The sequence below is a fragment of the Alphaproteobacteria bacterium genome, from assembly GCA_041396705.1.
Classification (GTDB): Bacteria; Pseudomonadota; Alphaproteobacteria; order CALKHQ01; family CALKHQ01; genus CALKHQ01.
In genome coordinates this window covers 38,441-61,952 of sequence record JAWKYB010000024.1, presented here as the reverse complement: position 1 = coordinate 61,952, position 23,512 = coordinate 38,441, and the positions used below count along the sequence as shown (strand labels likewise).

Genomic DNA, 23,512 nt, shown 5'->3' with positions numbered 1-23,512 from the left:
CGAGCGCTTCCGGTGCCGTGTCCAGCGGCGTGCCGAAGTTGAACAGCCACATGTTCAGCAGGTCCTCCAGCGTCAGCCCGGGATCGAGCCCGGGCACGTTCGGCGCCGGCGCCGGCGTTCCGCCCGCCCCCGGCGACAGCGCGCCGAAGTCCTCGTCGTCGCTCGGCGCTGCCTCGTTGGCGTCGCCGCCGCTGGCCTCGCAGGTCAACCGCAGCCCGCCCTCGATCGGGACAAGCTGGCAGCTCTGCCCGCCCGCCGCCGGCGACAGCTCGGCCAGGTCGCTCTCCCCGAAAAGGTTGTACGGGTTGGCGAAGATGTTCTCGCTGGTCTCGGTCGAGTCGAGGCCGGCGCGGCCCGACGCCACGTCGCCGGGCACCGAGGCCGGGTCGGTCTGGTCCGGAATGCTGAAGTCCAGGTCGCTCGGGTCGACGTCGGGCGGCGTGGTCGGACGCTCGATGGTGAAGACCAGGTTGTTCTGGAACGCGAACGGGTTGAGTCCGGTCGCCCCCGGCGCCGCCGGAATGTTGGTGTCCACACCAGACGCCTGCGCGGTGACCGGCACGTCGACGCGGCGCAGCGATGCCGCGATGGCGGCAAAGCCGGTGGAGCCCCACCAGTTCGCCTCCAGGTTCGGGGTGCCGGTGCCGCGCAGGTTGAAAGCGAAGTCGCCGTTGCCGTGGGCGAAGGCGCTGCCCGGCAGGAAGTTCTGCTGCACGAACAGGTTGCCGGTGCCGACGCTGGCCGACGAATCGACGTCGATGCCGTCGCCGCCGTTGTCGGCGATGAAGTTTTGGAACACCTCGACCCGGCTGCTGACCGAGCCGTTGAAGTCGACCCCGTCCTCGGCGTTGTCGAGGATGAAGTTGTTGTGGACCTTGGTCGTGCCGGTCGCACCGATGGTGTCGAAGCTGACGCCGTAGGTGCTGCCGGTGATCATGTTGCGGCTGATGGTGACGGCCGACGCGCCGCCGATGGCGTCGGTGAAGGCGATCGCGCTGCCCGCCGCCCCGCTGATCGCGGCGGTGATCACGAAGTTGTCCAGGTTGACCGGTGCGGCTCCGTTGTAGGCCGCGCCGTTCAGGGTCGCTGTGCCGTTGCCGTCGATCAGGACGGTCGCATCGGTGACCGTCGACTCGAAGTTGACGCCGGTCAGCGCGCCGCTGATCTCCCGGTTGCCGGTGACCGCGATCGCGGCGCCGCCGGAGATCGCGCCCTCGAACTCGATGCCGTCGCCGGTGATCCCGGCCAGCCGCGTGTTGTGCGACAGCGTGAAGGTGCCGCCGACGATCGCGTCGATGTCGAGCGCCTCGTCGTCGCCGACGATCGTGTTGCCGTCGGCGTCGGTGGCGCCGCCGATCAGCACCGTGGCATTGCTCAGCAGGGTGTCGAACAGGATGGCGTCGAGGTCGAGGCCGGTGACGGTGTTGCCGCGGATGGTGACCGAGGCATCGCTGACCGTCGCCGCGCCGTCGAACGAGATGCCGCGGTCGCGGCCCTCGATCAGCGCGTTGTCGGCGATCAGGATCGCCGTGCCGGCGCCGCTGACAGCACCCTCGAACGCGATGGCGTCGTCGTTGATGCCGGCCGTGTCCACCAGCGAGGCGACGCGCGTGTTGTTGCTGACCGTGACCGTGCTGTCGCCGCCGATGGCGCCGGCGAAGGCGATGCCGTCGCTGTTGCCGGCGATGTCGTTGCCGTCGATGGTCACCGCGCTGGCATCGATGGCGGCGAGGAAGGCGACGCCGGCGCTGCCACCGACGATCTCCGTGTTGCCGGAGACCGTGAACTCGGAATTCTCGCTGATGGCGCCGGCGACCTCGATGCCGCTGCCGGTCAGGCCCTGGATCAGCGTGTTGCCCGTGACGAGCGCCGTTGCGGACCGCTGCAGGGACCCGAAGTCGATGCCGTCGTCGCCGCCGACGATCTGGCCGTTGCCGCCGAACGCGGTGTCGACCCCGTCGACGACGAAGGTGGCCGTGCCGATGGTCACGTCCGCATCGAAAATGCTGGTGAGGAAATGGATGCCGTCGCTCGACGCGCCATCGCCGAAGATGCCGTCATTGCCGGCGATCACCAGGCTGGGGCGGTTGTCCGCGGTGCACGGCCCGCAGCGTGTGACGCTGAAGATTTCGATGCCGTCCTCGCCGCCGCGGATCTCGGCATTGCCGACGATGCCGACGGTCGCAAGGGAAATGAACGAGCCGAAGCGGATCGCGTCCAAGGTCTGGCCCTGGATCAGCGTGTTGTTGGCGATGGTCAGGTTGGCGTCATTGCCGCCGATCCCGCGGGTCAGGTTGATGCCGCGCTCGGCTCCGACGATGTTGCCGTTGGCGCCGAACGCCATGGCGTTGCCGTTCACCGTGGCCGTCGCGGTGCCGATGGTCATCGCGACGTTGCTCAGGTCGTCGGTGACGCGGATGCCGTCCCGGCTCTCGCCGATGATGTCGGTATTGCCCGCGATGATGATCGCGCTGCGGCTGTAGGTCGCCGCGCTTGAGGACAGATTGTCGAACAGGATGCCGTCCTGAGCGCCGCGGATCTCCGCATTGTCAACGATGGCGATGGTGGCGCTGCCGGCGCCGCCGGCGAACTGCACCGCGGAGTCGCCCGTGCTGACCAGCGTGTTGTCGTAGAGCGTGACCGCGGAGCCGCCGGCGAGGAAGCGCCGGAAGCGCACGGCGTTGCCCGCGGCGGTGATGCTGCTGTGCTGGATGACGACCGCATCGCCGGCGCCGAGGCCGAACGTGTCGCCCTGGTTGAACCCGCGCCGGGCGATGTCGGTCATCGTCACGGTATCGATGGTGGTTGTGCCGCCCAGCAGCGGGGCGTCGATGCCGTCGAGCAGGTCGGTGAAGCTGCCGTTCCGGATGGTGGTGCTCTCCGCCGCCCGGACCACACCGGTGTCTTCGCCGAGCACGACGCCGGTGTTCGAACCGGCTGTCGACGAGGTGAAGGCAAAGCCGTCGATGGTGACGCCGGTGACAGTGTCGTCGCCGCTGCTGGAGGCGCGGGAAATCGCCGCCACCTGGAAGCCGTTGTCGACATCGCCGTTGTTGTCATACGGGTCGACGGCATCGGCGTCGATGATGGTCGTCGCGCCGGCGCCGACCAGGGTCAGGTCGTCGACCCAGACCTCGACCGAGCCGCCGAAGGTGCCGCCGCCCACCGTCACGGTCTGCGGGCCGACCAGCCCGCCGGCGAAGTTCACCGCGGTCTGGATGCTCTCGCCCGAAATGACGAACAGCGGCGAGATGTCGATCAGCCCCAGGGTGGCGTCGTCCGGGAAGTGGGTGATCATGTCCTCGGTCGCCAGCAGCTGCGCCGGGGTCATGGCCAAGCCGGTCAGCCCGGCGAAGGTCACGCTTGCGGCGTCGATCACGGTCGGACTGCCGGGCAGGAACTCGGCGCCGTCGGCCAGCTCGATATAGCTTGTCGCCTGGTTGGCGAAGGCGATGCTGCCCAGCGTGTCGTTGAGGATGTCGATCCCGGGGCCGGACAGCCGCATGCCGGTGGCGCCGCCGTCAATGGCGGCGGACCCGCTGAAGTCGATGTCGACGCCGGCATTGCCTGCATCCGTCAGCACTTCGAAGACCGTGCTGCCGGAGCCGCCGACGAAGGTCGCCGCACCCACGTCGAGCCGGCCGTTGGTCGATCCGGCCACACCGGTGTTGTCGACCCGCAGTGCGCCACCGGTGCCGTCATAGGTGCCGCCGGCGATGTCCAGCGTGTCGGGCGACTCCAGCCAGACCACGTCGATCGCCCGCTCGGTGGCATAGACGGCGTTGCCGTCGAGCGTCACCGTCGCGTGGTCCTGGATACCGCCTTCGAACGCGATGCCGTCGCCGCCGACCCGCGCCAGGCTGGTGCCGACCAGGTTGTCGACGATAGTGACGTCGGTGTTGTCCACCAGCGCCGAAACGAACCGGATGCCGCCGCCGGTCAGCGTATTGCTGCCTGCGACAAGCGGGGTGCCGTCGACCGTTACGTTGGCGCTGCCGATGGTCACTTTCGCATCGCTGATCGTATTGGCAAACGAGTTCCCGAACCGGATCGCCGCGTCATTGGTCCCGGCGATCGTGTTGCCGGCGATCGTCAGCGTGCTGTCGGCGATGTCGCCGATGACGTAAACCCCGCTCCGCCCGCCGGCGATATCCAGGTTGTTGACGATCACCACGTCGGCGTTGTTGCTGATGTCGCCGAACTCGATCGCCTGCGTCGTGCCGGTCGACTGCAGCGAACTGTTGCTTGCAACGGCGACCGCGCTGTTGTCGATGGCGCCGTTGAAGTCGATTGCCGAGCCGGTGGCCCCGACCGCGATGCTGTTTCCTTCCGCAGCGGTCGCACCGCCGACCAGCACCGTGGAATCGGTGATTGTCCCGAAGTTGATGCCGTCGGAACCGGCCGTGATCGTGCTGCCGGAAATCCTGACGTCGCTGCCGACGTCCAGCGATCCGAAGTTCAGGCCATGGCGGCCGGTGATGGCGATCGCGATCGTGCTGTTCAGCACCGCGATCACCGCCGCATCCAGCGTGCCGAACGCGATCCCGTCATTGGTCGTGTCGCTGATCTCGACGCGCTGGATCGTGGCGCCGCCGATGCTGCCGAAGCGCATGCCGTCGTCGCCGGTGGCGATAGCGTCCAAGTCGGTGGAGCCGTCGCGGACGATCACGTCCTGGATCACATAAGTGGCGTCGCCCGTCGGTGTCGCCGACGTCGATGGCAGCGTCGAGGAAGTCCTCGACGCTCTTGTCGCCGGCGGAGTTGCCGCGGATGGTCACGTCCGCCGCCGCACCGATGCCGATGTCGCCCTGGCTGCGGATGCCGTCGTCCAGGTTTGCGAACTGGACATTCTGGATGGTGATGCCGGTCAGCCCTGCCGCTGCGGTGCCGTCGAGCAGGATGCCGACCTGGTCGGCCAGCCCCGTGCCCTGCAACAGCAGGTCCTGCACCGTCACCCCGTTGGGCCGCGATGGTGATCGCCGGGCTCGCGGCGTTGATCGTCGGCGCATTGAAGCCGTCGATCGTCAGGCCCTCGACGTCGATGGTGAAGCCCGCGTAGGTGCCGGCCGACACGCTGACGAACGCGCCAATGGCGGCGACGTCGACGGCATCCTGGAGTTCCGCGCCGCCGCCGAGCCAGCACATCGACCGTCGACGCGGTGCCGGTGATCCCGTTGGTCGCGGTCAGGTCGCCGTCCAGGGACACGGTCACCGTGTCGAAGGCGATAGTGTCGGTTGCGTCGACCGTGGTCCCGTTACCCACCGAAGTCGTCCCGCCATGGGTGGCGACTGCGGCGAAACTGTTGGCTCCGCCGAAGGTCGTCGTGCCGGCTGTGTTGAAGGCAACGCTGGCGACGTGGGTGAGGTCGACGCCGGCGACGTCGATACCGGTCGTATTGTTCGGCGTTGTCGGCCCACCGAAATTGAGGGTCGCCGCACTCAGGCGCGCCAGCTGGGCATCGCTGAAGGTCAGGTCGCCGCTGGCGCCGTCGCCGACACCGATGGTGCCGGCGATGCTGCGCTGGAAGGTGATCGCGCCGGCGGCGGTGAGGACAGCGTACCGCCGGCGATTTCGCTGTACTGGGGTGCGTTGACGACGATATCGGCGGCGCTGGCGATTGTGACCGCGCCACCCTGGGTGCGGAAGTCGTCGAAACCACCGATAACGCCGGTCGCGTCCGCGTCGACGTTGAAGACGGCATCGCCGACGGTGGTCGTCAGCGTCTCGGCGCCGATGAACGTGATGCCGTCATTGGCATTGAACTCGACCGACCCGTAGGTCTGGGTCCCGGAGGGCGAAATGAAGGGACCCGGCGTTGTTCAGGGCGTTGAGCTGGACCAGACCGGAGATGGTGCCGCTGAGGTCGAACGTGCCCTGGATATCCAGCTGGGTGATCTTGTTGGCGGCGGCTGTCGGATCCCGAAAACGAGGTTCGTGGCGAAGATGTGGCCGGGAGTTCAGCCACGTTACCGCCACACCGCCGTTGAAGCCAAGGCCGAAAGCGCCCGCCGTCACCCTGTCGAACATCACCGTGGCGGAGCCCAGCCCACATCTGCGCCAATGATGAAATTGTCGGCCAGGAAAGGTGATGTCGCCGTTGTTGGTCGCTACGCTGGCGTTGACGGTGATGAGGTCGCCCGCGGTTGCGGTCAGCCCGACGCCGGCCGCCACGATCGAAACCGCGCTGGCAAAGGTGATGGTATCGTCGGCAACGAGGCTGGACATTCGTGGCCGACGCGTTGATGCTTGCCGCGAGCGCCGCGTCCACCGTCAGATCCGGTCCGGATCGATCAGCCACAGGCCGGTGCCGCCATGCGCAGCGCCGGTGTCGACCGTTCCAGCGATCGCGATCTCCCGTCCGGAGGTCTCGACGAAGCCGCCATCGCCGCCGTTGGCGCCGCCGGCGGCCGCGATGGTGCCATGGAAGGTGGTCCGGCCGTTGCCCCAGACGATCACGGTGCCGCCGTTGCCGCTGTCGGTGGCACTGGCGTCGATCTCCGAGGCCACATCGACATAGGCGATGGCACTGGTCGGGACATAGCCGCCGGCGTCGAAGCCCGCGTCGGCGATGATGGTGGTGACGGAATCCTGGCGCGCATACTGGATGCCGCTGCCGACGTTGGCGCCGCCCTGCAGCGAGCCGCCGGATCCAGCGCGGTGCCGCCGCCAGCCGGGCCGGCGACGTTGATGTCCACGCCCGCGTTCAGCGCCACTTCGTCGCCCAGCACATGACCGTGCCGCCGGCGGTGCCCGGCCTCGGCACCCGAGGCGTCCAGCGTGCCCGCCACCTGCACCGCACCGGCGCCGTCGCCGCCGACCAGCGCGATCTGTCCGTCGCGGCCCTGGATCGACCGCCTGGATCACGCCGTCCATGTTGATCGCGTTGTCGACGATCCCGCCCACCGCCTCCGCGGTCAGGATCACCGTGCCGCCGTCGGCAGATCTGCCCGATTGCTGACCAGCGCATCCAGCGCGGTTGCCCTTCGCGTCCACCGGGGCGGGGCCTGCGTCGGCGCCGTCAGCGCGAAGTTGATCAGCCCGTCGCCGTAGAAGTCGATCGTCGCCGCCGTGCCCGACGCCAGCACCACCGCACCGGCGTGCGCGCCTGGATGATGCCGTTGTTCGCCACCCCGGCGCCACCAGCGCGGCCAGACCGGTCGCCCACCGTGATCGTGCCGTCGTTGGTCACGCTGGCGTCGGCAAACGGTCGTCATACTGGTCGAACACCAGGTCGCCGGCCATGAAGTTGGTGTTGATGATGTCCAGCGTCGTCGCCGTGATCGCCGCCACGTCGATGTTCGCCGAAGCCCCGAACGCGATGCCGGCCGGATTGACCAGCGTGATCGCCGTTCGCCGTCAGCGAGCCAGGATCACCGAGGCCTCGCCCGACAGCACCCGATTCAGCGCCGCCGCCAGCTCCGACGGCTGGATGAAGTTCACGCTCTCGTTCGCACCCACGTCGAACGACTGCCACTCGATGATCACCCGGTCCGAGTTCTGCTGGATGACGATCGAGTTCTCGCCGTAGGTGATCGTCGCATCGCCCTCGATCACGTTGCCGTCCTGCGGCAGCGCGAGGGCGGGGACTGGCAGGATGCTGGCGCCGACGATCGACAGCGCGGTCAGTGCGGAAGTCGCGCGGTAGGCGAGCCGCCGATGGGCGCAGTCTGTCACCCCGGCAATCCGGGCGTAATGTGCGTGGGTGGCGGCATCCTTGCCGCTTCGCCGAAGGGACATTGCGATCACCCCTGTGCCGCCCGACTCGGCCGGGCGTGCCTAAACGCAGGCCAGATCGCAGATTCCCCCACGCGACGCAGGCCCATTCCGTAACACTTTACGGAAAATTCACCACAATGTCGCCCTTGGAATTGTAAACGAGACCTTAACGAATTCTCGAATTTACATTAATTCCGAATGACTTGCGCCAACCGACGAGGGTGCCGCCGACCTAGGGCGCCCGCAATTCGACGGTGACCGTGCGGGTCCAGCTGTGGCCGTCGGCTGCCCGGTCGTAGACCACCTCGCCGGAATAGGTGCCTGAGGGCCAGTCGTCCTGCGTTGGTATGCCGATGAAGCGGTAGCTGCGGGTCTGGGTGGTGTCGATGGTGGTGCGGTTGTCCGCCAGGATCGTCCCGTCCGGCGCCGTCACCGTCATGCGGATGCTGTCGCTCGACACCACGCCCCACATCTCGGCCCAGAACACCAGTTGCGGGCTTTCGGTCGACAGGGTCGCGCCGTCGTAGTCGCCGGCCCGCATCGCCGCGGCATCGGGCGCCGCGGCCGCGAAGCCCAGGTGGAACGGCAGCCCGGCGAAATAGGGCAGGGCGCCAGCGGTCTCCGGCGACCAGCTCATGATGCCGGCAAGGCCGCAGCCGTCGGCGCGCCGACCGCTGAACGGGTCGATCGGCCGACCGTTCAGCTGCACCTCGAAGTGCAGATGCGGGAACTCGGAGTTGCCCGACTGGCCGACCAGGCCGATCGGCTCGCCGGCGCGGACGTCCTGGCCGTTGCGGACCCGGATCGATCCCTGCCGCATGTGGCAGTACTGGGTGACCTCGCCGTTGCCGTGGTCGATGACCACGCCGTTGCCGCACTCCAGCCCGCTGACCGTCCGGCTGTCCACCGTGCCGCGGCGGTCGGGCTGGCCGTCGCGGGTGGCGATCACCCGCCCCGGCGCCGCTGCCAGCACCGCGACGCCGGCGTCCATGGCCGCATAGTCGGTGACCGCGAAGTCGACGCCGGTATGGCCGTCATAGGTCATCGGCCCGCAGGTGTAGTCGCCGGCCGCGGCCGATGGCTCGGCGTCGAAATAGCTGGCGATGGCGCAGTCGGTGCCGGGGGTACAGGCGACCGGCAGCGTCAGGAACTCGAACGCAGACGACGGGCCGCAGACCAGCGCGGCGCACAGGAATGCGGCGCTACTGGACCCAGATCTCGGCACTGGCACTCTCGCCGTTGGCGTCGATGACGGTGATCCTGGCCTGGCCCGGTCCGTCGGGCCGCCACGCCGTCTGCCGGCTGATCGCGGATGCCGGGATCGGCGCCCCGTTGACCATCCAGACGAACGGCCGCGCGCCGCCGGCCGCGACCAGCGGCAACGGCGCCTGGCCGGACGGGCCGGACGGCAGCGCCACGGTGCTGCCGTCGACCGGGAAATCGATGCGCAGATCCTGGCTGACGCTGATGGTGCCCAGCGGCACGGCCGGGCCAGGCCGCGCGTCGAACGACAGCAGGCGCGACGGCAGGTCGGCGGTCAGCTGGTCGATCACGCCGTCCGGCGCCGGGCCGACCACGCCGCGGCCGGGGTCCGGAATCAGCCCGAAGGCCTGGAACAGGATCGGCGCCGCCGTCGCGTGGCCGGTCCGCTGCGGGCTGGAGTTGCCGTCGGGCCGGCCGACCCAGACGCCGATGGTGGTGCGCGCGTCGTAGCCGATCGCCCAGGCGTCGCGATAGCCGTAGGACGTGCCGGTCTTGTATGCGATGCGCGCGCCGTCCAGGCGGAAGGCGGGGTCGAGGACGTCGTCGGGGCGCGAGGTGCCGGCAAGGATGTCGGTCAGGTACCAGGCGGCGGCCGGGCTGACGATCGCATCGCGCTCGGGCATCGTCGGCGCCACGTCGGCGGCGACATGCAGCGGGCGAACCGCGCCGCCGTTGGCCAGCGCGGCGTAGGCCTGGGTCAGGTCCCACAGCGTCACCCCGACACCGCCCAGCGCCAGCGGCAGCGCCGCGGTGGGGTCGAGGCCGGGGAAGTTCAGCGTCATGCCGCACTGGCGCAGCCGGGTGGCCAGCCGCGTCGGCCCGAGCCGGTCGAGCACCGCCACCGCCGGCACGTTCAGCGAGCGCTGCAGCGCCTCGCGCACGGTCAGCCGGCCGTGATAGCCGCCGTCGAAATTGGTCGGGTCGTAGTCGCCGAAACGCATCGGCGTGTCGTCGATATAGGTCTGCGGGTGCAGCAGCAGGTCCTCGAATGCCATGCCGTAGATGAACGGCTTCAAGGTCGAGCCTGGCGAACGCACCGCCTGCACCAGGTCGACCTGTCCCTCGCGCGCTTCCGCGAAGAAGTCGCCGGAGCCGACATAGGCGCGCACGGCGCCGGTGGCGTTGTCGACCACCAGGATGGCGACGTTGGCCTGCGGGTCGAGGTCGGTCAGTGCCCGCTGGGCGAGGTCCTGCATGGCGCGCTGCAGGCGGCCGTCGATGGTGGTGTCGATCACCGGCGCCGGTCCGCCACCGGCCGTCGCCTGCGTCACCAGCCGCTGGGCCAGCTGCGGCGCGTCGAACGGCATCGCGGTCCGGCCGGTCGGCAGGGGCTCCTCCAGCGCCTCGGCAAGCTGGCGCGCGTCGATCACGCCATAGTCGAACGCCCGGCGCAGCACCTTCTCGCGCGCAGCCAGCGCCGCGGTCATGTCGCGGTCCGGCCGCCAGCGGGTGGGCGACTGCGGCAGCACCACCAGCATCGCCGCCTCGCCCGGCGTCAGCGCGTCGGCCGGCTTGCCGAAATAGGCATAGGAGGCGGCCTGGATGCCCTCCAGGTTGCCGCCATAGGGCGCCAGCGTCAGGTACATCGCAAGGATCTCTTCCTTGCTGTAGTGCAGCTCCAGCTGGATCGCCCGCGCGATCTCGATCAGCTTGGAGCCGAGCGTGCGCGGCCGCGGCTCCAGCAGGCGCACCACCTGCATGGTCAGCGTGGAGCCGCCGGAGACCGCCTCGCCGCTTGCCACCATCTGGCCGAAGGCGCGGGCCAGGGCCAGCGGGTCGACACCGGGGTGCGACCAGAAACGCCGGTCCTCATAGGCGACCAGCATCTGCAGGTAGAATGGCGTGACGTCGTCGACGGTGGCGGGCAGGCGCCACATCTCGTCGGAGCTGGTGAAGGCGCGCAGCACCGTGCCGTCGGCATCGCGCACCACCGCCGAACGATCCTGGTAGCGGTCCAGCACCGGCGGATAGAGCCGGTCGAGGATCGCCCCGGTCCCCAGCGCGACGAGGCAGAGGCCGGCTGCGCCGATGCCGAGTCGGCGCAGCCAGCGTCGCAGGGCCATGGTTCAGCGCGCCTCGATCACCAGGCGGCCCATCTCGGTGCGCGCGTTCAGCGACGGCGTGTACATGTCCTCGACGAACGAGGGCGGCAGCACGAAGTCGCCGGGCGTCACCGCGCGGGCCAGATAGGCCACCCGCACGGTATTGGACGATTCGATCGCGGCCACGAAGCGATCGTCGCGCATCTCGACATGCTCCGGATAGGACAGGTCGAGCTCCTGGCTCAGCTCCTCCAGGCCGCGGCTTTCGCCGATGCGCGGGTTCTCGATCTCCAACCCGGCCGGGACCAGGTCGACGATCAGCATGTCGTAGGTGAAGTCGCCCTGCGGCTTCACCTCGACCAGCACGACGACCAGGTCGTTCTGGCTCAGGGTCTCGGTCGCCGGATCGAACGGCGTGCCGTCGACCCGCATGAAGCTGCGGGTGATGGTCATGCCGTTGGCCTCCGCCGGCCGCGGTGCCGAAGGCACGCCGCGCACCGTGACCGCGCTGCGCACCAGGCTGTCGCCGATGTTGGCGATACGGATGCCGCCGGCCAGGTCGGCGAAGCTGGGGATCAGATCCAGCGGCGTGGTGGTCGGCGCCTGGGGCACGCCGTCGACCGACAGCTCCATCGCCTCCTGGCCTTCCAGCAGGGCATGCGCCGCCAGCAGCAGCCAGGCGTTCTCCTGGGTGCTGGTGTAGCGCGACCGGCTGAAGGTCAGCGCGGCCTCGTCCGCCATCTCGAACCAGCGCTCGTCGCGGATGCCGGCCTCGGCCATCAGCGCCACCAGGGCGGCGCTGTCGCGCAGCTCCGAGCCGTAGTCGCGCAGGGTCACCCCGGTGATCCGCGGCTGCTCCGCCTGGTCGAAGGCGTATTCCGAGCGGCCGAGGTCGCCGTAATTGGCCAGTGCGACGCCGAGCTGGCCGCGGGCCAGCGGGCTCTGGAAGCTGGTCATGCAGGTGTCGGCATAGTAGCGCAGGTCGCCGATGTCGGCTTGCCCCGCCCGCGCCAGCGTGTACAGCGCATAGGCCGCCGCCGGACGGCAGCTGTTGCGGCTGTCGTACCAGGTGACGTAGTCGGCCAGCCAGTCCAGGCCGCGCTGGTAGGCACGGTCGGGCACCGGATAGCCCTGCTCGCGGGCCCGGGTCAGGAAGTCCATCACATAGGCGCTGAGCCAGGCATCCTCCGAGCCATAGGGGCTCCAGCGCGAGAAGGCGCCGGACCAGGCCTGGTAGGACATCAGCCGGCCGATGGCGCGGCGGATCCGGTCGTCGACGTTGACCGGCTGCTCGTCGTCGTCGCCCCAGGCCTCGGCCACCTCGGACAGGTAGAGCAGCGGCATGGCGCGACTGGTCACCTGCTCGGCACAGCCATAGGGATACTGGTCGAGCGCACGCACCAGCCCGGGCACGTCGAAGTTCGGCCGGGTGCTGAAGCTGGCGGCCAGCTCCGGCGTGTCGGGCAGGTACTCGTCGTAGAGCGCGTCGTCGACCAGCAGGGTCTGGCCCGGCTGCAGCAGGCCGGAGATGCGGTCGGTCACATAGGGCTGCGCCGCCCGCACCGCGATCTGCCAGGACCGGTCGATGGCGAAGCCGTCGGGACCGGCCAGCGCCAGGGTGACGTCGCCGATGCCGATGCTGTCCGCGGTCACCACCATCTCGGTGCTGAACCGCTCGTCCTCACCCAGCTGCACCTGGAAGCTGCCGGCGTCGTCCAGCGCCAGCGGGCCGTAGACGCGCAGGTCGACCTGGTAGGTGCCGGCCGGGCCGTCCACGTTGTGCAGGCTGACCGTGATCTCGGCCAGGTCGGAGGGCGCCAGCACGCGGGGCAGGGCGACCTCGCTGACCACCGGGTCGCGCACCGTCAGCGGCTGGTCGGCGGAACCGACGGAATCGGCGCTCCAGGCCACCGCCATCAGGCGCAGCTCGCCATTGTAGTCGGGGATGTCGAGCGGCAGGGTGACCCGGCCGCCCTCGCCGACGGTGACGATGCCGCTGTACAGCGCCACCGTGCGCACGGTGCGGACCGGCGGGGTCGCGCTCTGCTCGTCGAGCAGGGCCTCGTCCTCGCCGTCGCCGCCGAAACGCAACTGGCCGCGCCGGCCCTCGCTGACGATCAGCTGGCCGTACAGGTCGCGCATCTCCAGGCCCAGCCGGCGCTGGCCGTAGTAGTAGTCGACCGCGTCGGGCGATTCGAACCGGGTCAGCAGCAGGATGCCCTCGTCGACCGCGGCAAGCGTCAGGAAGGCCTGCTCGCCCTGGTCGAGGCCGGCGATCTGCATGTCGAGATCGAAGGTGCCGCGCGGACGCACGACATCGGGGGTCTCCATGGTGACCGTCAGGGTGCGGTCGGTCATGTCGACGGCCATCCACGACACGCCGACGGCGCGCCCGGGGCCGAACACGCCGCGCGACGGATCGATGTCCTGGCCGGCGCGGTACAGCGTCGCCAGCGCATAGGCGCCGACGCCCCAGTCCTCGCCGACGCTGAACTCGACCACGTTGCTGCCCTGGGTCAGGGCGACGTTGCGGGTCTCGATCACGCCGTCGTTGGCGATCGCAAGCAGCGCCTCGCCGGCATAGGGCGCCTCGATGGCGATGCGCGCCGTCTCGCCGATCGCATAGCTGTCCTTGTCGAATGCGATCTCCAGCTGGTCGGGCGTGTCGCTCTGCCCGCGCGCCACCCACCAGCCGGCGCTGAACCGCACGCTGCTGGCCGCGCCGCTGATCGGGTCGAACACGTAGAGGCGGTAGCGGCCCCACTCGACCGGCAGCGTCAGCGCGGCCGGCTGGTCGGCGGCGACGGTGATCGCACCGTCGGTCACCGGGACATCGTAGACGCTATACTCGTAGTCCCAGTAGCCGCGCCACCACCAGTAGTAGTTGTACTGCTCCTTGACCAGCTCGTAGCGCAGGTCGGTGCCGGCGATGCGGTTGCCGTCGCCGTCGAGCAGGATGACCTGGAAGCCGGCGTCGCTGTCATACTCGACCGAATAGTCGAACTGCGGGGCGATGCCGATCGACGGCCGGTCGCTGCGCACCGGTAGCGTGATGCTGCCGTTGACCGGGCGGCCGCCGACATCGAACACCGAGGCACGGATCACCGCCTCGAGCGGCAGGGTCGTGTCGGGCAGCTCGTCCAGCGACAGGAAGATGCGGCCGTGCCCGCCCTCGTCGGTGTTGGCGAAGTCGAGCGGCTCGCGGATCGGCTCGAAGCTTTCCTGCGCCATGCCGAAGCTGTAGTCGGGGAACTCCGGCCACGGGCTGTAGTCCTCGCGCAGCAGCACGGTGGCCTCGCCGGGCAGGTCGACCGCCGGCGCGCCGTACAGATACTGCGCCGAGACGTCGATGGTGGTCGCGCTGCCGGGCCGCACCGCGTCCTGGTCCGCGGTGATGTCCAGCCTGATCCGGACCGGAACGAAGTCTTCGACCTGGAACCGGACCTCGCCGACGGCGTCGCCCTCGGGATCGACATAGGCCTGCACCGTCCACGTGCCGGAGTAGGCCGACGCCGACAGGTCGTAGTCGTAGCGGTAGCTGCCCAAACCCTGGTCATGCAGGATCTGGCGCTCGGCCTCGATGCCGTCGGGGCGCAGCAGCAGCACGGTCAGCGGCATGTCGGTCATTGCGCGCGCATGCGCGTCGCGCAGCAGCCCGGTCACGTGCACCGTCTCGCCGGGCCGGTAGACCCCGCGCTCGGTATAGAGATAGCCGTCGATCGGTCCGGGCGTGGCCCGGCCGGCGACGCCGCGGTCGGACAGGTCGAAGGCGGAGCCGACCAACGACAGGAAGGCGAAGTCGGCCTCGCCCTCGCGCGCCTGCACCATGCCAGGGCGGCGGCCGCCCTCGCCGGCGACCAGCCCGGCACCGAAGGCGACCAGGCCGTTGTCGTCGCTGACGCCGCTGCCCAGCACCTCGTTGTTGCGGGCGATCAGGTCGATGGTGACGCCGGCCAGCGGTCCGCCGGTCTGCAGCGAGCGCACGGCAACGTGCAGCCCGTCGGCGCCGGTGAAGCTGGTCAGGCCGATGTCGGAGATGATGACCCACTGCGTCGCGCGGTCGTCGTAGTAGTAATACTCGTCCTCGTTGTCGGTCTTGATCGCGGCGACGACCAGATAGACGCCGGGCTCGGGGTCGGTCAGCACCTCGTCGATCGGCAGCCCGGTTGTGACCTCGCGGTTCTCGACCCGCTCGATCGGCATCTCGCCGTGCCAGACCAGCTCGCCGGCGTTGTCGCGGACGTCGTCGACGTCCCAGCCGTCCAGCGCGTCGCCGACGCGCTCGCGCACCACCTGGTCGATCAGATTGCGGTCGTTGATGCGCAGCACCTCGACCTCGACCAGGTCGACGTTGACCGTGGCCAGCGGCAGCGTGCCCTCGCCGCCGCGCGGCAGCACGTAGGCCGAGCCGCGGAAGCTGGCGGCCGGCGTGCGGTTTTCGACCGACAGCGCGTAGGTGAAGTCCTCGAAGGTGCGCTCGCTGGTGGCGCCCGAGGGCAGCCCGGCCAACACCGTGATGTTGTAGGTCTCGCCGTGGCGCAGGCCGTTCAGGCACAGGCTGTAGCCCTCGACCGACATTTCGAACGGTTCGGCCGGCTCCAGACGGATGTAGGGGGACAGGTCCGCGGTGCGCGGCTGGGGCAGCGGCTGGGTGAATTGCACGCAGGCGCGCGGGTCGTCGCGGTCGGAATAGGTGTCGACATAGGCGGCGCGGAACCCGTATTCGCGGCGCAGGAAGGCGGCATGCTCGTCGACGTCGGGATCGAAGCGGATGGCATTGGCGGCGTCGAAGGCGTCGGCGGCCAGGGTGTACTCGTCAAGAAATTCGAGCAGGTCGCCCAGGTCGACCAGGGCGTCGGCGCGGCGCCGGTCGGTGTCGGCGGTGCGCCAGGCGTTGTAGGTTGCCGCAATCGCCTCGGGCGCGTTCGGGCTGTAGTTGCGCCACGCGTCGGCGAGGTCGCGCCACAGGGCATAGCTGTCGTCGCCGAGGCCGGCGGCGATTTCCAGGCTGTCGATCGCGGCGGAGACCTGGTCCTCGGCCAGCTGGCGTTGGCCGCGCGGCAGCCACTGGTCGGCCGCGCCATAGGTGTCCCGCCCGGTTTCGTCGATGTGAGCCATCAACCGGTCGCGGTAGTCGTCGGCCTGGGCCGCGAAACGCGGCGCCTCGAATGCCTGGGCCGCGCCGGCAATGGTCAGGCCGGCAACCAGCAGCAATCTTGCGCACATTCGCACGACAGACATGAACACCTCCGCCAATTCGATCCCTTGCTTCGACCCTAGCATTTGGAATGCGACGAAATCATGGTCCGTATCCGTTGGTTCGCGGCCCTGTTGCCTGTAGGATATCCTGCAAACATCAGGACCGGTGCCATGCGAATCTTGACGCCCCTCGCCGCAATCGCGGCCCTGCTCCTCTCGGCGCCGCTGGGCGCCGAACAGCCGCCGCCGGAAGGGGCGACCGGCCTCGCCCATGGCGAGGTCGTGCGGACCGAATCGTTCATGGTCGTCGCCGCCAACCCCTACGCCACCGAGACCGGGGTGTCGATTCTGCGCGCCGGCGGCAGCGCGGTCGACGCCGCCATTGCGGTGCAACTGGTCCTCAACCTGGTCGAGCCGCAGTCGTCGGGGCTGGGCGGCGGCGCCTTCATGCTGGCCTGGGATGCCGGCACCGGCGTGCTGGACGCTTATGACGGGCGCGAGACCGCACCGGCCGAGGCCGGCGAGTCGCTGTTCATGGGCGACGACGGCGAGCCGATGGGCTTCTGGGACGCGGTCGTCGGCGGCCGCTCGGTCGGCACCCCCGGACTGCTGCGGCTGCTGGAGCGCGCACACAGTGACCATGGCCGGCTGCCCTGGGCCGAACTGTTCGAACCGGCGATCGAGCTGGCCGAGCAGGGCTTCATCGTCTCGCCGCGCCTCAACGCATTGATCACCGAGGACGAGCATCTGGCGCGCTACGAGACGGCGCGCAGCTATTTCTACAACGATCGCGGCGAGCCGCTGCCGGTCGGCCACGTCCTGCGCAACCCGCGCTATGCCGACCTGTTGCGCACGATCGCGACGGAGGGCGCCGATGCCTTCTACAGCGGCTCGATCGCCTTCGATATCGTCACCGCGGTGCGCAACGCGCCCGACAATCCCGGCCTGCTCAACCTCGACGACATGACGCGCTATGCCGCCATCCGCCGCGATCCGGTGTGCGCGCCCTACCGGGTCTGGCGCATCTGCGGCATGCCGCCGCCGACCTCGGGCGGGGTCACGCTTCTCGAGATCATGGGCCTGCTGGAGCGCTTCGACATCGCCGCGCTCGATCCGGGCTCGGCCGAGTTCGCCCATCTGTTCGCGGAGGCCGGGCGGCTGGCCTTCGCCGACCGCAACCTCTACATCGCCGACCCCGGCTTCGTCGACGTGCCGGTCGAAGGGCTGCTCGACCCGGCCTACCTGGCCGAACGCTCGCGCCTGATCGATCCCGACAAGGACATGGGCGAAGCCGCCGCCGGCACGCCGGACCGGCAGCAGGGTTGGAACTTCGAGCCCGGGGTCTCGTTGGAACTGCCGTCGACCAGCCACATCTCGATCGTGGACGCCGACGGCAATGCCGTCGCCATGACCACCTCGATCGAGAGCGCATTCGGGTCACGGGTGATGGTGCACGGGGTGCTGCTCAACAACCAGCTGACCGATTTCTCGTTCCGGCCGGAGGATGCGGCGGGGCCGGTCGCCAACCGGGTCGAGCCTGGCAAGCGGCCGCGGAGCTCGATGGCACCGACCATGGTGTTCGATGCGGACGGGCGGCTGGTGCTGGTGGTGGGCTCGCCGGGCGGCAGCCGCATCATCGGCTATGTCGCGCAGGCGATCATCGCGGCGCTCGACTGGGGGCTCGATCCGCAAGCCGCGGTCGCGCTGCCACATCTCGGCAACCGCAACGGCAGCACCGACCTGGAGGAGGGCACCGCTGCCGCCGACCTGGCGGACGCGCTGGAGGCAATGGGGCACGACGTGCGCGTGATGCCGTTGAACAGCGGCCTGCACATGATCAAGATCGACGGCGACGGGCTGCTTGGCGGTGCCGATCCGCGGCGCGAGGGGATCGCCCGCGGCGATTGACGGGTCGACGCCGGCCGGCTCCGTCCGGCGGCGGCGTCAACGAGGGAGAAAAGACCAGATGTCTCGATTTGTCCGGGCGCTCGGCCCGGTGCTGCTGGCAGGGGCGGCAGCGGTTCTCGGATCGTGCAACACGGGCGGCCAAGCCCCGGGGGGCGGTGGCCAGTCGGCCGGCGGCGGCCAGTTCCAGCCACAGAACGACCGGCCGGTGTGCCGGCTGTACCGGACCGACGGCGCCGCGTGCGTCACCATGGAGCAGCTGCCGATGCACCCGGCGCAGACCGACCAGGGCTATGCCACCCAGCTGACCTGGGTGCTGACCAACCAGTGCGAATATCCGATGCAGGTGAGCTGGGGCTGGCAGCCGGGCACCACGGTCGGGCAGTCGGTGCTGGTGCAGGGCCAGTCGGCCGAGGCGACCTGCCTGTGGAACTACGACCCCGGCTGCGAAGGCAAGATGGAGTTCACTTACCGTTGCTCGCAGGTGCCGTGAGGCCGGCGTCCGGCGTCGCGGGCGGCGGCGGGACGGGGCAGGGGCGTTAGGCCGCTTCCTGCTCCGCCGCGGTGCGGCCCGGCTTCTCGCCGAGGCCATCCGGGGCCGCCAGCATCATCGCGGTCTGCCGCGGCGCCGCCGGCGCTTCGGTCGGCGGGTGGTCCTCGTCCTGGTGGTCGGCGAGCGGCAGCTCGAACGACACCGTGGTGCCCTGCTTCGGCGCGCTCTGAATGGTCACCCGGCCGTTGTGCATCGCGACCAGGCGCTGGGCCAGCGCCAGGCCGAGGCCGGTGCCGCGGGTCTCGTCCGAGAGCTGGTAGCGGTTGTCGGCCTGCTCGAACGGTTGGAACACCCGTTCGAGGTCGGCCTCCGACATGCCGATGCCAGTGTCGGCGACGCGGACCACGGCGAAGCCGTCCTGCGCCTCCGCCGATACGGTGATGGTGCCGCCGGCCGGGGTGAACTTGACCGCATTCGACAGCAGGTTGAGCACCACCTGCTTGATCGCCTGCTCGTCGGCCCAGATCGCGGGCAGCTCGTCGGGAATCTCGGTGACCAGCCGCAGCTGGTTGTCGATCGCCCGCATCTCGATCACCCGGACCATGCCGTGCAGCAGCCGCTGCAGCGAAAGCACGCGCGGCGCCAGCTCCATCTTGCCGGCCTCGATCTTGGAGATGTCGAGGATCTCGCCGATCAGGTGCAGCAGGTGACGGCCGCTGGCGTGGATGTCGCGGGCATAGTCGCGGTACTTCGGGTTGCCGACCTTGCCGATGATCTCGTCGCGGATCATCTCGGAGAAGCCGAGGATCGCGTTGAGCGGGGTGCGCAACTCGTGGCTCATCGTCGCCAGGAAGCGGGTCTTCGCCTGACTCGCCGCCTCGGCGCGGCGGCGCAGCCGATCCGCCTCGCTGCGCGACAGCTGCAGCCGCTGCCGGTTCTTCTCGACGTTGGCCAGCAGCGAATTGGCGGCGTCGACCAGATGGCCGATCTCGTCGCGCTCGTGGCCTCTGGGCGGCTCGATCGCCACCGCGTCCGGCCGGCGCGGGTTGATCGCGCCGAAGGCGCGCACCAGGGTCAGCAACGGCTTGGTCAGCGTCTGGTAGAAGATCGCCGCGATGATCACCGACAGCACGGCCGCGCGGACGATACCGTAGACGATGGCGCGCTTGGCCCGGACCAGGAAGGCCTCGCCGCTGATCAGCGGGTCGAGCGTGATCGCGACGTTGCCGACCTCCGACGGCGACTCCGGGTTGACCGTCAGCGGCAGCGTGATCGCCTGCTTCTCGCTGAACAGAAGCTCGGCCAGCCAGGACGATTCGCGCGGCGGGCGCTGGATCGCGGCCAGCGGCTCGCCGAAATCGGTGGTGATCACCACCTCGACCACGGCCTCGTGCGCGAACAGGCCCGAGGCCACCTCGCGGGCCAGCGACTTGTCGACCATAAACGCCGCCTGCGCGGCCGGCTGGCGCACCGTGGCCAGCAGCTGCTGCGCGGAATGGCCGATCTCGGCCCGATGATCGAAATAGTCCTCGACGATCTGCGCGATGGTCAGCAGCAGGCCGACCACGCACACGGCGGCCACCACATAGCCGGCCTGCCGCGCGGCGATGCGCTGGAAGAAGCTGATGGGACGCAGATTCCTGTCACGCTGGGGCGACTGCCCGAACCGATTGTCCATGCTCATTCAGCGGCCCCCCCTGCCGCCGGGCAAGCACTTATCGGCCGGCACACGCCACCCTGGCCTGGGCGAATTCCGCGACGACGTCGGGGTTCGCCACGGCATACTCGTCGCGGAACCGCACGACCAGATGCCACGTCGCCTGCACTTCGCTGCGGAACATGGTATCCGCAATGCCAAGCACCGACATCGCCTGGCGGAACGTCGCCGCCGGCGCCAGCACGGCATCGACGCGGCCGTACTGCAGCAGCTGTACGAGCTGGGCCTCGCTCGTCGCCTCGGCAACCGAACGGAAGCCGAGTTCCGACATATGCTGCTTCAGCCCGTACTGACCGGGCACCGCAATCGAGGCCTGGTCCTGGAACGACATGTCGTCGTGGCGCAGCGCGCTCGCCGCCGGGAAGAACCAGGCCCATTCCTGCGGCATGATCGGCGCCGCATAGCTCGGCAGGTCGGGAAGCTGGCCCTGGAAATTGTCCAGGATGGCGCTGGCGACGCCGTTGGCGAACATCAGTTCGGCCCGCCGCGGCGGCATCGGCGCCATCTGATAGGTCAGGCCCATCTCCAGGAAGATGCAATCCAGCAACTTGACGACGTCCGCCGGCACCATGTTGCTCTGCGACGCGATCTGCAGCGCCCCGGCACGATCCGGCGACAGAACGATGAGCTGGTTCGAGTCCTGCGCCGGTGCCGTTGCCGGCAAGACCACCACGGCGGTGATCGCGGCGACGAAGCCGTGGCGCAACCTTGCTAAGACGTCCTGAACCATAGGTGTGTTGTTCGGTCTTGCTCAGCGGTGAACGGGCCAAACCGGCGCCGCACGGTTCCTGCGCGAACTCGGTCGGTATCGAAAGGCGCCTTGCCTCAATTTCAGCACAAAGATGCCTCAGCGATCTTCGCATGGAACTCCTCGCTCCACGCAGTGTCAAGTCGAAGGTTTGCCTGGCGGAGGCCAGTGTCGTTAACGGATCATTGAACGGTAAATGAAGGCTTAATTCGGGACGGGGATTCGGCCGCCCCGGCCGGCCTGCCGATGGTAACATGGGCGGGAGCGGAGTCGGCGGCGAGGAAGAGGGAGAGGGCGGTGAGCCACATCTGCGCAATGGCAGAATCCTTTCATTTCCCACGTGTTACGGGCAACACCGGATCGCCGGGCCGGTTGCTGCGACGGGCGCTGACGGCGGCCGGCGTCGCCGTCGCGGCCGCTTTCGCGGTCGTCGCCGGACCCACTGTTGCACAGGCGCAACTATGTGAGTCGAATCAGTCACAGCTCACCCAGGCGATCGGTGACTCGCAGTCCGCGCTGGACCGCGTCTCGGGCAGCCTCGACCAGTTCGGCCGCGCCCTGATCAGCCCGCGCACCGGCCCGGTCGATGCCACCAATATCGTGGCGGCGCGGGCGAATCTCGACGCCTTCATCAATGCGCTGACCGGTTTCAGCACGCAGGTCGACCAGGTCGGCCAGTCCTGCGGCCCGCAGTTCGCGGCCGACGCCCAGCGCCTGTCCCAGCTGGTCGACCGCTTCGAGGCGGAGCGGGCGCGGGCGGACCAGCTGCTGGCCGACCACGCGACGCTGAGCGAGTCGGGCGAGCCGCCGCTGAGCCAGGCCCAGATGGAATCGGTGCAGCGCGCGCTGGCCGACCGCGGCCATTACCAGGGCGGCGTCGACGGCCGGTTCGGCCCCGGCACCCGCACCGCCATCGCCGCGTTCCAGCAGGCCGGCGGCATGGCGCCGACCGGCTATCTGACGCCGGAGCAGCTGACCACGCTGACCCAGCCGGGCGGCGTTGCACAGGGCACGCCTGCCGCCCCGACGCCGACGCCGACCCCGACGCCGCCGCCGTCGGGCCTGCCGCCGGCGCCGCAGGTCGGCTCCGCACAGCCGCAGGGCCCGGCCAGCGTCGAGGCGCAGCAGATCTGCAACCAGAACATCGCCGAGGTGAACAACGCGGTGCAGCGTACCGGCGAGTTCCGCGACCAGGTCAATACCCGTATCACCGACTATCGCCGCGCGATCCGCGGGCCGCGGGTGCCGCCGATCGACGGCGAGGCCGGCGCCCGGATCGTCGCCGACATCCAGTCCTATCTGAGCGCGCTGCAGGCGTTCCACGACCAGGCCCAGGCCGTGGTCGGTCAGTGCGGCGCCACCTTCGACGACGGCTTTGCCACGCTGTCGGGCCAGCTCGACAGCCTGGCGACGCTGCGCGGCCGGGCCGACCAGCTCAATGCCGACTACGCCGCGCTGATCGAATCCGGCGAACCGGCGATGAGCGAGGAGACCATGCGCCGGGTGCAGACCGGCCTGAAGAACGGCGGTCACTATAACAGTGTCATCGATGCGGTGTTCGGGCCGGGCACCCGGGCGGCGGTCCGCGCCTATCAGGCCTCGATCGGCGCGCAGCAGACCGGCTTCCTGAACGCCACGCAGATCGCCGCGCTGGAGCAGGCGGCGGTCCAGCCGACGCCGCCGGCGCCGACCCCGCCCACCCCGACGCCGCCGACGCCCAACGTGCCGACGCCGCCGACGCCGAACATCCCGGGGCCGGAGGTCGCGACGCCGCAGCCGCCACCGCCGCCGCCCGGCACCGGCGTCCAGGACGGCGGCGACCGGCCGCGGATCGCCGACGTGCGTCGCCTGCTGTCCGAGGATCTGGCCGGGCGCCAGCCGCCGCTGCCGGTCAGCGGTGTGCGCCCCGGCGACGGCCGCTACGGCGACCTGTGGTGGCGCGCCCGCGACGACCTGGCCCGCGGCCAGCAGCAGCAGACGGTCGACCAGCGCCTGACGCTGTTTGGTGCCGCCTATCTGGACCGGGGCGCGGAGTCGCTGTCGATGGTCGATGCCCATCTGGTGGTCGGCGACGCGTTCGCACGCCTCGGCCTGTTCGGCGACGCCGCCTTCCACCTGCAGCGGGCCTGGGACATCTGGTCGGGCCTGGACCGCGACGAGCCCGAGGAGCGGGCGATCCTGCTGGAGCGCCTCGCCGCCGCGCGGCTGGCCCAGGCCACCGTCAACGGCACGGTCGGCGATGCCACCTTCGACGACCTGCTCGGCATGCTGACCGAGGCGCGGGCCGCGGCCGGCAGCGGCGACGACGGCAACCAGCGCCTGCGCCAGGACATCGCCGACCGGCTGGCCGACCTCTATGCGGCCGCCAACCGCGAGCCGGAGGACGCCGGCGTCGCCGCCACGATCCGGGCCCGCTATGCCGGCTGAG

15 protein-coding genes are annotated in these 23,512 nt (G+C 69.7%); 4 read left to right on the top strand and 11 right to left on the bottom strand.

Annotated features, from left to right (window positions below; all coding sequences use genetic code 11):
* Nucleotides 1-4,642, bottom strand: a 4,642-nt coding sequence (locus R3F55_24645) for a hypothetical protein (protein ID MEZ5670566.1), incomplete at its 3' end; no start/stop codon positions are given.
* Nucleotides 4,548-4,949 carry a hypothetical protein gene (locus R3F55_24640; GenBank protein ID MEZ5670565.1) on the bottom strand — a complete coding sequence of 134 codons (402 nt, stop codon included), beginning with the start codon at nucleotides 4,947-4,949 and terminating at the stop codon, nucleotides 4,548-4,550. The genes R3F55_24645 and R3F55_24640, both read right to left, overlap by 95 nt.
* Before the next feature lie 329 nt (nucleotides 4,950-5,278).
* Here R3F55_24640 and R3F55_24635 point away from each other — a divergent pair, with 329 nt between their 5' ends.
* Entirely contained in the window at nucleotides 5,279-5,779 is a 501-nt protein-coding gene (locus R3F55_24635; GenBank protein ID MEZ5670564.1) for a hypothetical protein, read from the top strand.
* Here R3F55_24635 and R3F55_24630 read toward each other — a convergent pair.
* From R3F55_24630 to R3F55_24600, 7 genes are all read right to left on the bottom strand, one after another.
* Nucleotides 5,750-6,226 carry a hypothetical protein gene (locus R3F55_24630; protein ID MEZ5670563.1) on the bottom strand — a complete coding sequence of 159 codons (477 nt, stop codon included), beginning with the start codon at nucleotides 6,224-6,226 and terminating at the stop codon, nucleotides 5,750-5,752. The two genes, R3F55_24635 and R3F55_24630, sit on opposite strands and share 30 nt — an antisense overlap.
* Before the next feature lie 45 nt (nucleotides 6,227-6,271).
* Nucleotides 6,272-6,925: a hypothetical protein gene (locus tag R3F55_24625; GenBank protein ID MEZ5670562.1), complete on the bottom strand. Its 654-nt coding sequence runs from the start codon at nucleotides 6,923-6,925 to the stop codon at nucleotides 6,272-6,274.
* Nucleotides 6,922-7,089, bottom strand: coding sequence for a hypothetical protein (locus R3F55_24620; GenBank protein ID MEZ5670561.1), 168 nt, complete (start codon nucleotides 7,087-7,089; stop codon nucleotides 6,922-6,924). The genes R3F55_24625 and R3F55_24620 overlap by 4 nt, the downstream gene beginning before the upstream one ends.
* Nucleotides 7,090-7,357: 268 nt before the next feature.
* Nucleotides 7,358-7,738: a filamentous hemagglutinin N-terminal domain-containing protein gene (locus tag R3F55_24615; protein ID MEZ5670560.1), complete on the bottom strand. Its 381-nt coding sequence runs from the start codon at nucleotides 7,736-7,738 to the stop codon at nucleotides 7,358-7,360.
* 211 nt (nucleotides 7,739-7,949) lie between these two features.
* Nucleotides 7,950-8,942, bottom strand: coding sequence for a M23 family metallopeptidase (locus R3F55_24610; protein ID MEZ5670559.1), 993 nt, complete (start codon nucleotides 8,940-8,942; stop codon nucleotides 7,950-7,952).
* A complete protein-coding gene (gene pbpC, locus R3F55_24605; protein MEZ5670558.1) occupies nucleotides 8,920-11,043 on the bottom strand; it encodes a penicillin-binding protein 1C in 2,124 nt (707 codons plus the stop codon). The genes R3F55_24610 and pbpC overlap by 23 nt, the downstream gene beginning before the upstream one ends.
* A 3-nt stretch (nucleotides 11,044-11,046) precedes the next feature.
* Nucleotides 11,047-16,263 (bottom strand): alpha-2-macroglobulin, encoded by a 5,217-nt coding sequence (locus tag R3F55_24600; protein MEZ5670557.1) that lies wholly within the window; start codon nucleotides 16,261-16,263, stop codon nucleotides 11,047-11,049.
* Between the two features lie 129 nt (nucleotides 16,264-16,392).
* On the opposite strand from R3F55_24600, the gene ggt reads away from it, so the two are divergent.
* The gene (ggt, locus tag R3F55_24595; protein MEZ5670556.1) at nucleotides 16,393-18,129 is read left to right on the top strand and encodes a gamma-glutamyltransferase; all 1,737 of its coding nucleotides are present in this window, start codon (nucleotides 16,393-16,395) and stop codon (nucleotides 18,127-18,129) included.
* A gap of 58 nt (nucleotides 18,130-18,187) precedes the next feature.
* Nucleotides 18,188-18,619 (top strand): hypothetical protein, encoded by a 432-nt coding sequence (locus tag R3F55_24590; GenBank protein ID MEZ5670555.1) that lies wholly within the window; start codon nucleotides 18,188-18,190, stop codon nucleotides 18,617-18,619.
* 46 nt (nucleotides 18,620-18,665) lie between these two features.
* On the opposite strand, the gene R3F55_24585 is transcribed toward R3F55_24590, so the two are convergent.
* The gene (locus R3F55_24585) at nucleotides 18,666-20,303 is read right to left on the bottom strand and encodes an ATP-binding protein (protein MEZ5670554.1); all 1,638 of its coding nucleotides are present in this window, start codon (nucleotides 20,301-20,303) and stop codon (nucleotides 18,666-18,668) included.
* 31 nt (nucleotides 20,304-20,334) lie between these two features.
* Entirely contained in the window at nucleotides 20,335-21,066 is a 732-nt protein-coding gene (locus tag R3F55_24580) for a hypothetical protein (GenBank protein ID MEZ5670553.1), read from the bottom strand.
* Between the two features lie 390 nt (nucleotides 21,067-21,456).
* Here R3F55_24580 and R3F55_24575 point away from each other — a divergent pair, with 390 nt between their 5' ends.
* Nucleotides 21,457-23,511 carry a peptidoglycan-binding domain-containing protein gene (locus R3F55_24575; protein MEZ5670552.1) on the top strand — a complete coding sequence of 685 codons (2,055 nt, stop codon included), beginning with the start codon at nucleotides 21,457-21,459 and terminating at the stop codon, nucleotides 23,509-23,511.
* Nucleotide 23,512: the final 1 nt, after the last annotated feature.

Coding starts and splice junctions, on each gene's coding strand:
- R3F55_24635 (MEZ5670564.1), top strand. CDS start 5,279: ATGGGTGGCGACTGCGGCGAAACTGTTGGCTCCGCCGAAGGTCGTCGT.
- R3F55_24630 (MEZ5670563.1), bottom strand. CDS start 6,226: ATGTCCAGCCTCGTTGCCGACGATACCATCACCTTTGCCAGCGCGGTT.
- R3F55_24615 (MEZ5670560.1), bottom strand. CDS start 7,738: ATGTCCCTTCGGCGAAGCGGCAAGGATGCCGCCACCCACGCACATTAC.
- pbpC (MEZ5670558.1), bottom strand. CDS start 11,043: ATGGCCCTGCGACGCTGGCTGCGCCGACTCGGCATCGGCGCAGCCGGC.
- R3F55_24600 (MEZ5670557.1), bottom strand. CDS start 16,263: ATGTCTGTCGTGCGAATGTGCGCAAGATTGCTGCTGGTTGCCGGCCTG.
- ggt (MEZ5670556.1), top strand. CDS start 16,393: ATGCGAATCTTGACGCCCCTCGCCGCAATCGCGGCCCTGCTCCTCTCG.
- R3F55_24590 (MEZ5670555.1), top strand. CDS start 18,188: ATGTCTCGATTTGTCCGGGCGCTCGGCCCGGTGCTGCTGGCAGGGGCG.
- R3F55_24585 (MEZ5670554.1), bottom strand. CDS start 20,303: ATGAGCATGGACAATCGGTTCGGGCAGTCGCCCCAGCGTGACAGGAAT.
- R3F55_24580 (MEZ5670553.1), bottom strand. CDS start 21,066: ATGGTTCAGGACGTCTTAGCAAGGTTGCGCCACGGCTTCGTCGCCGCG.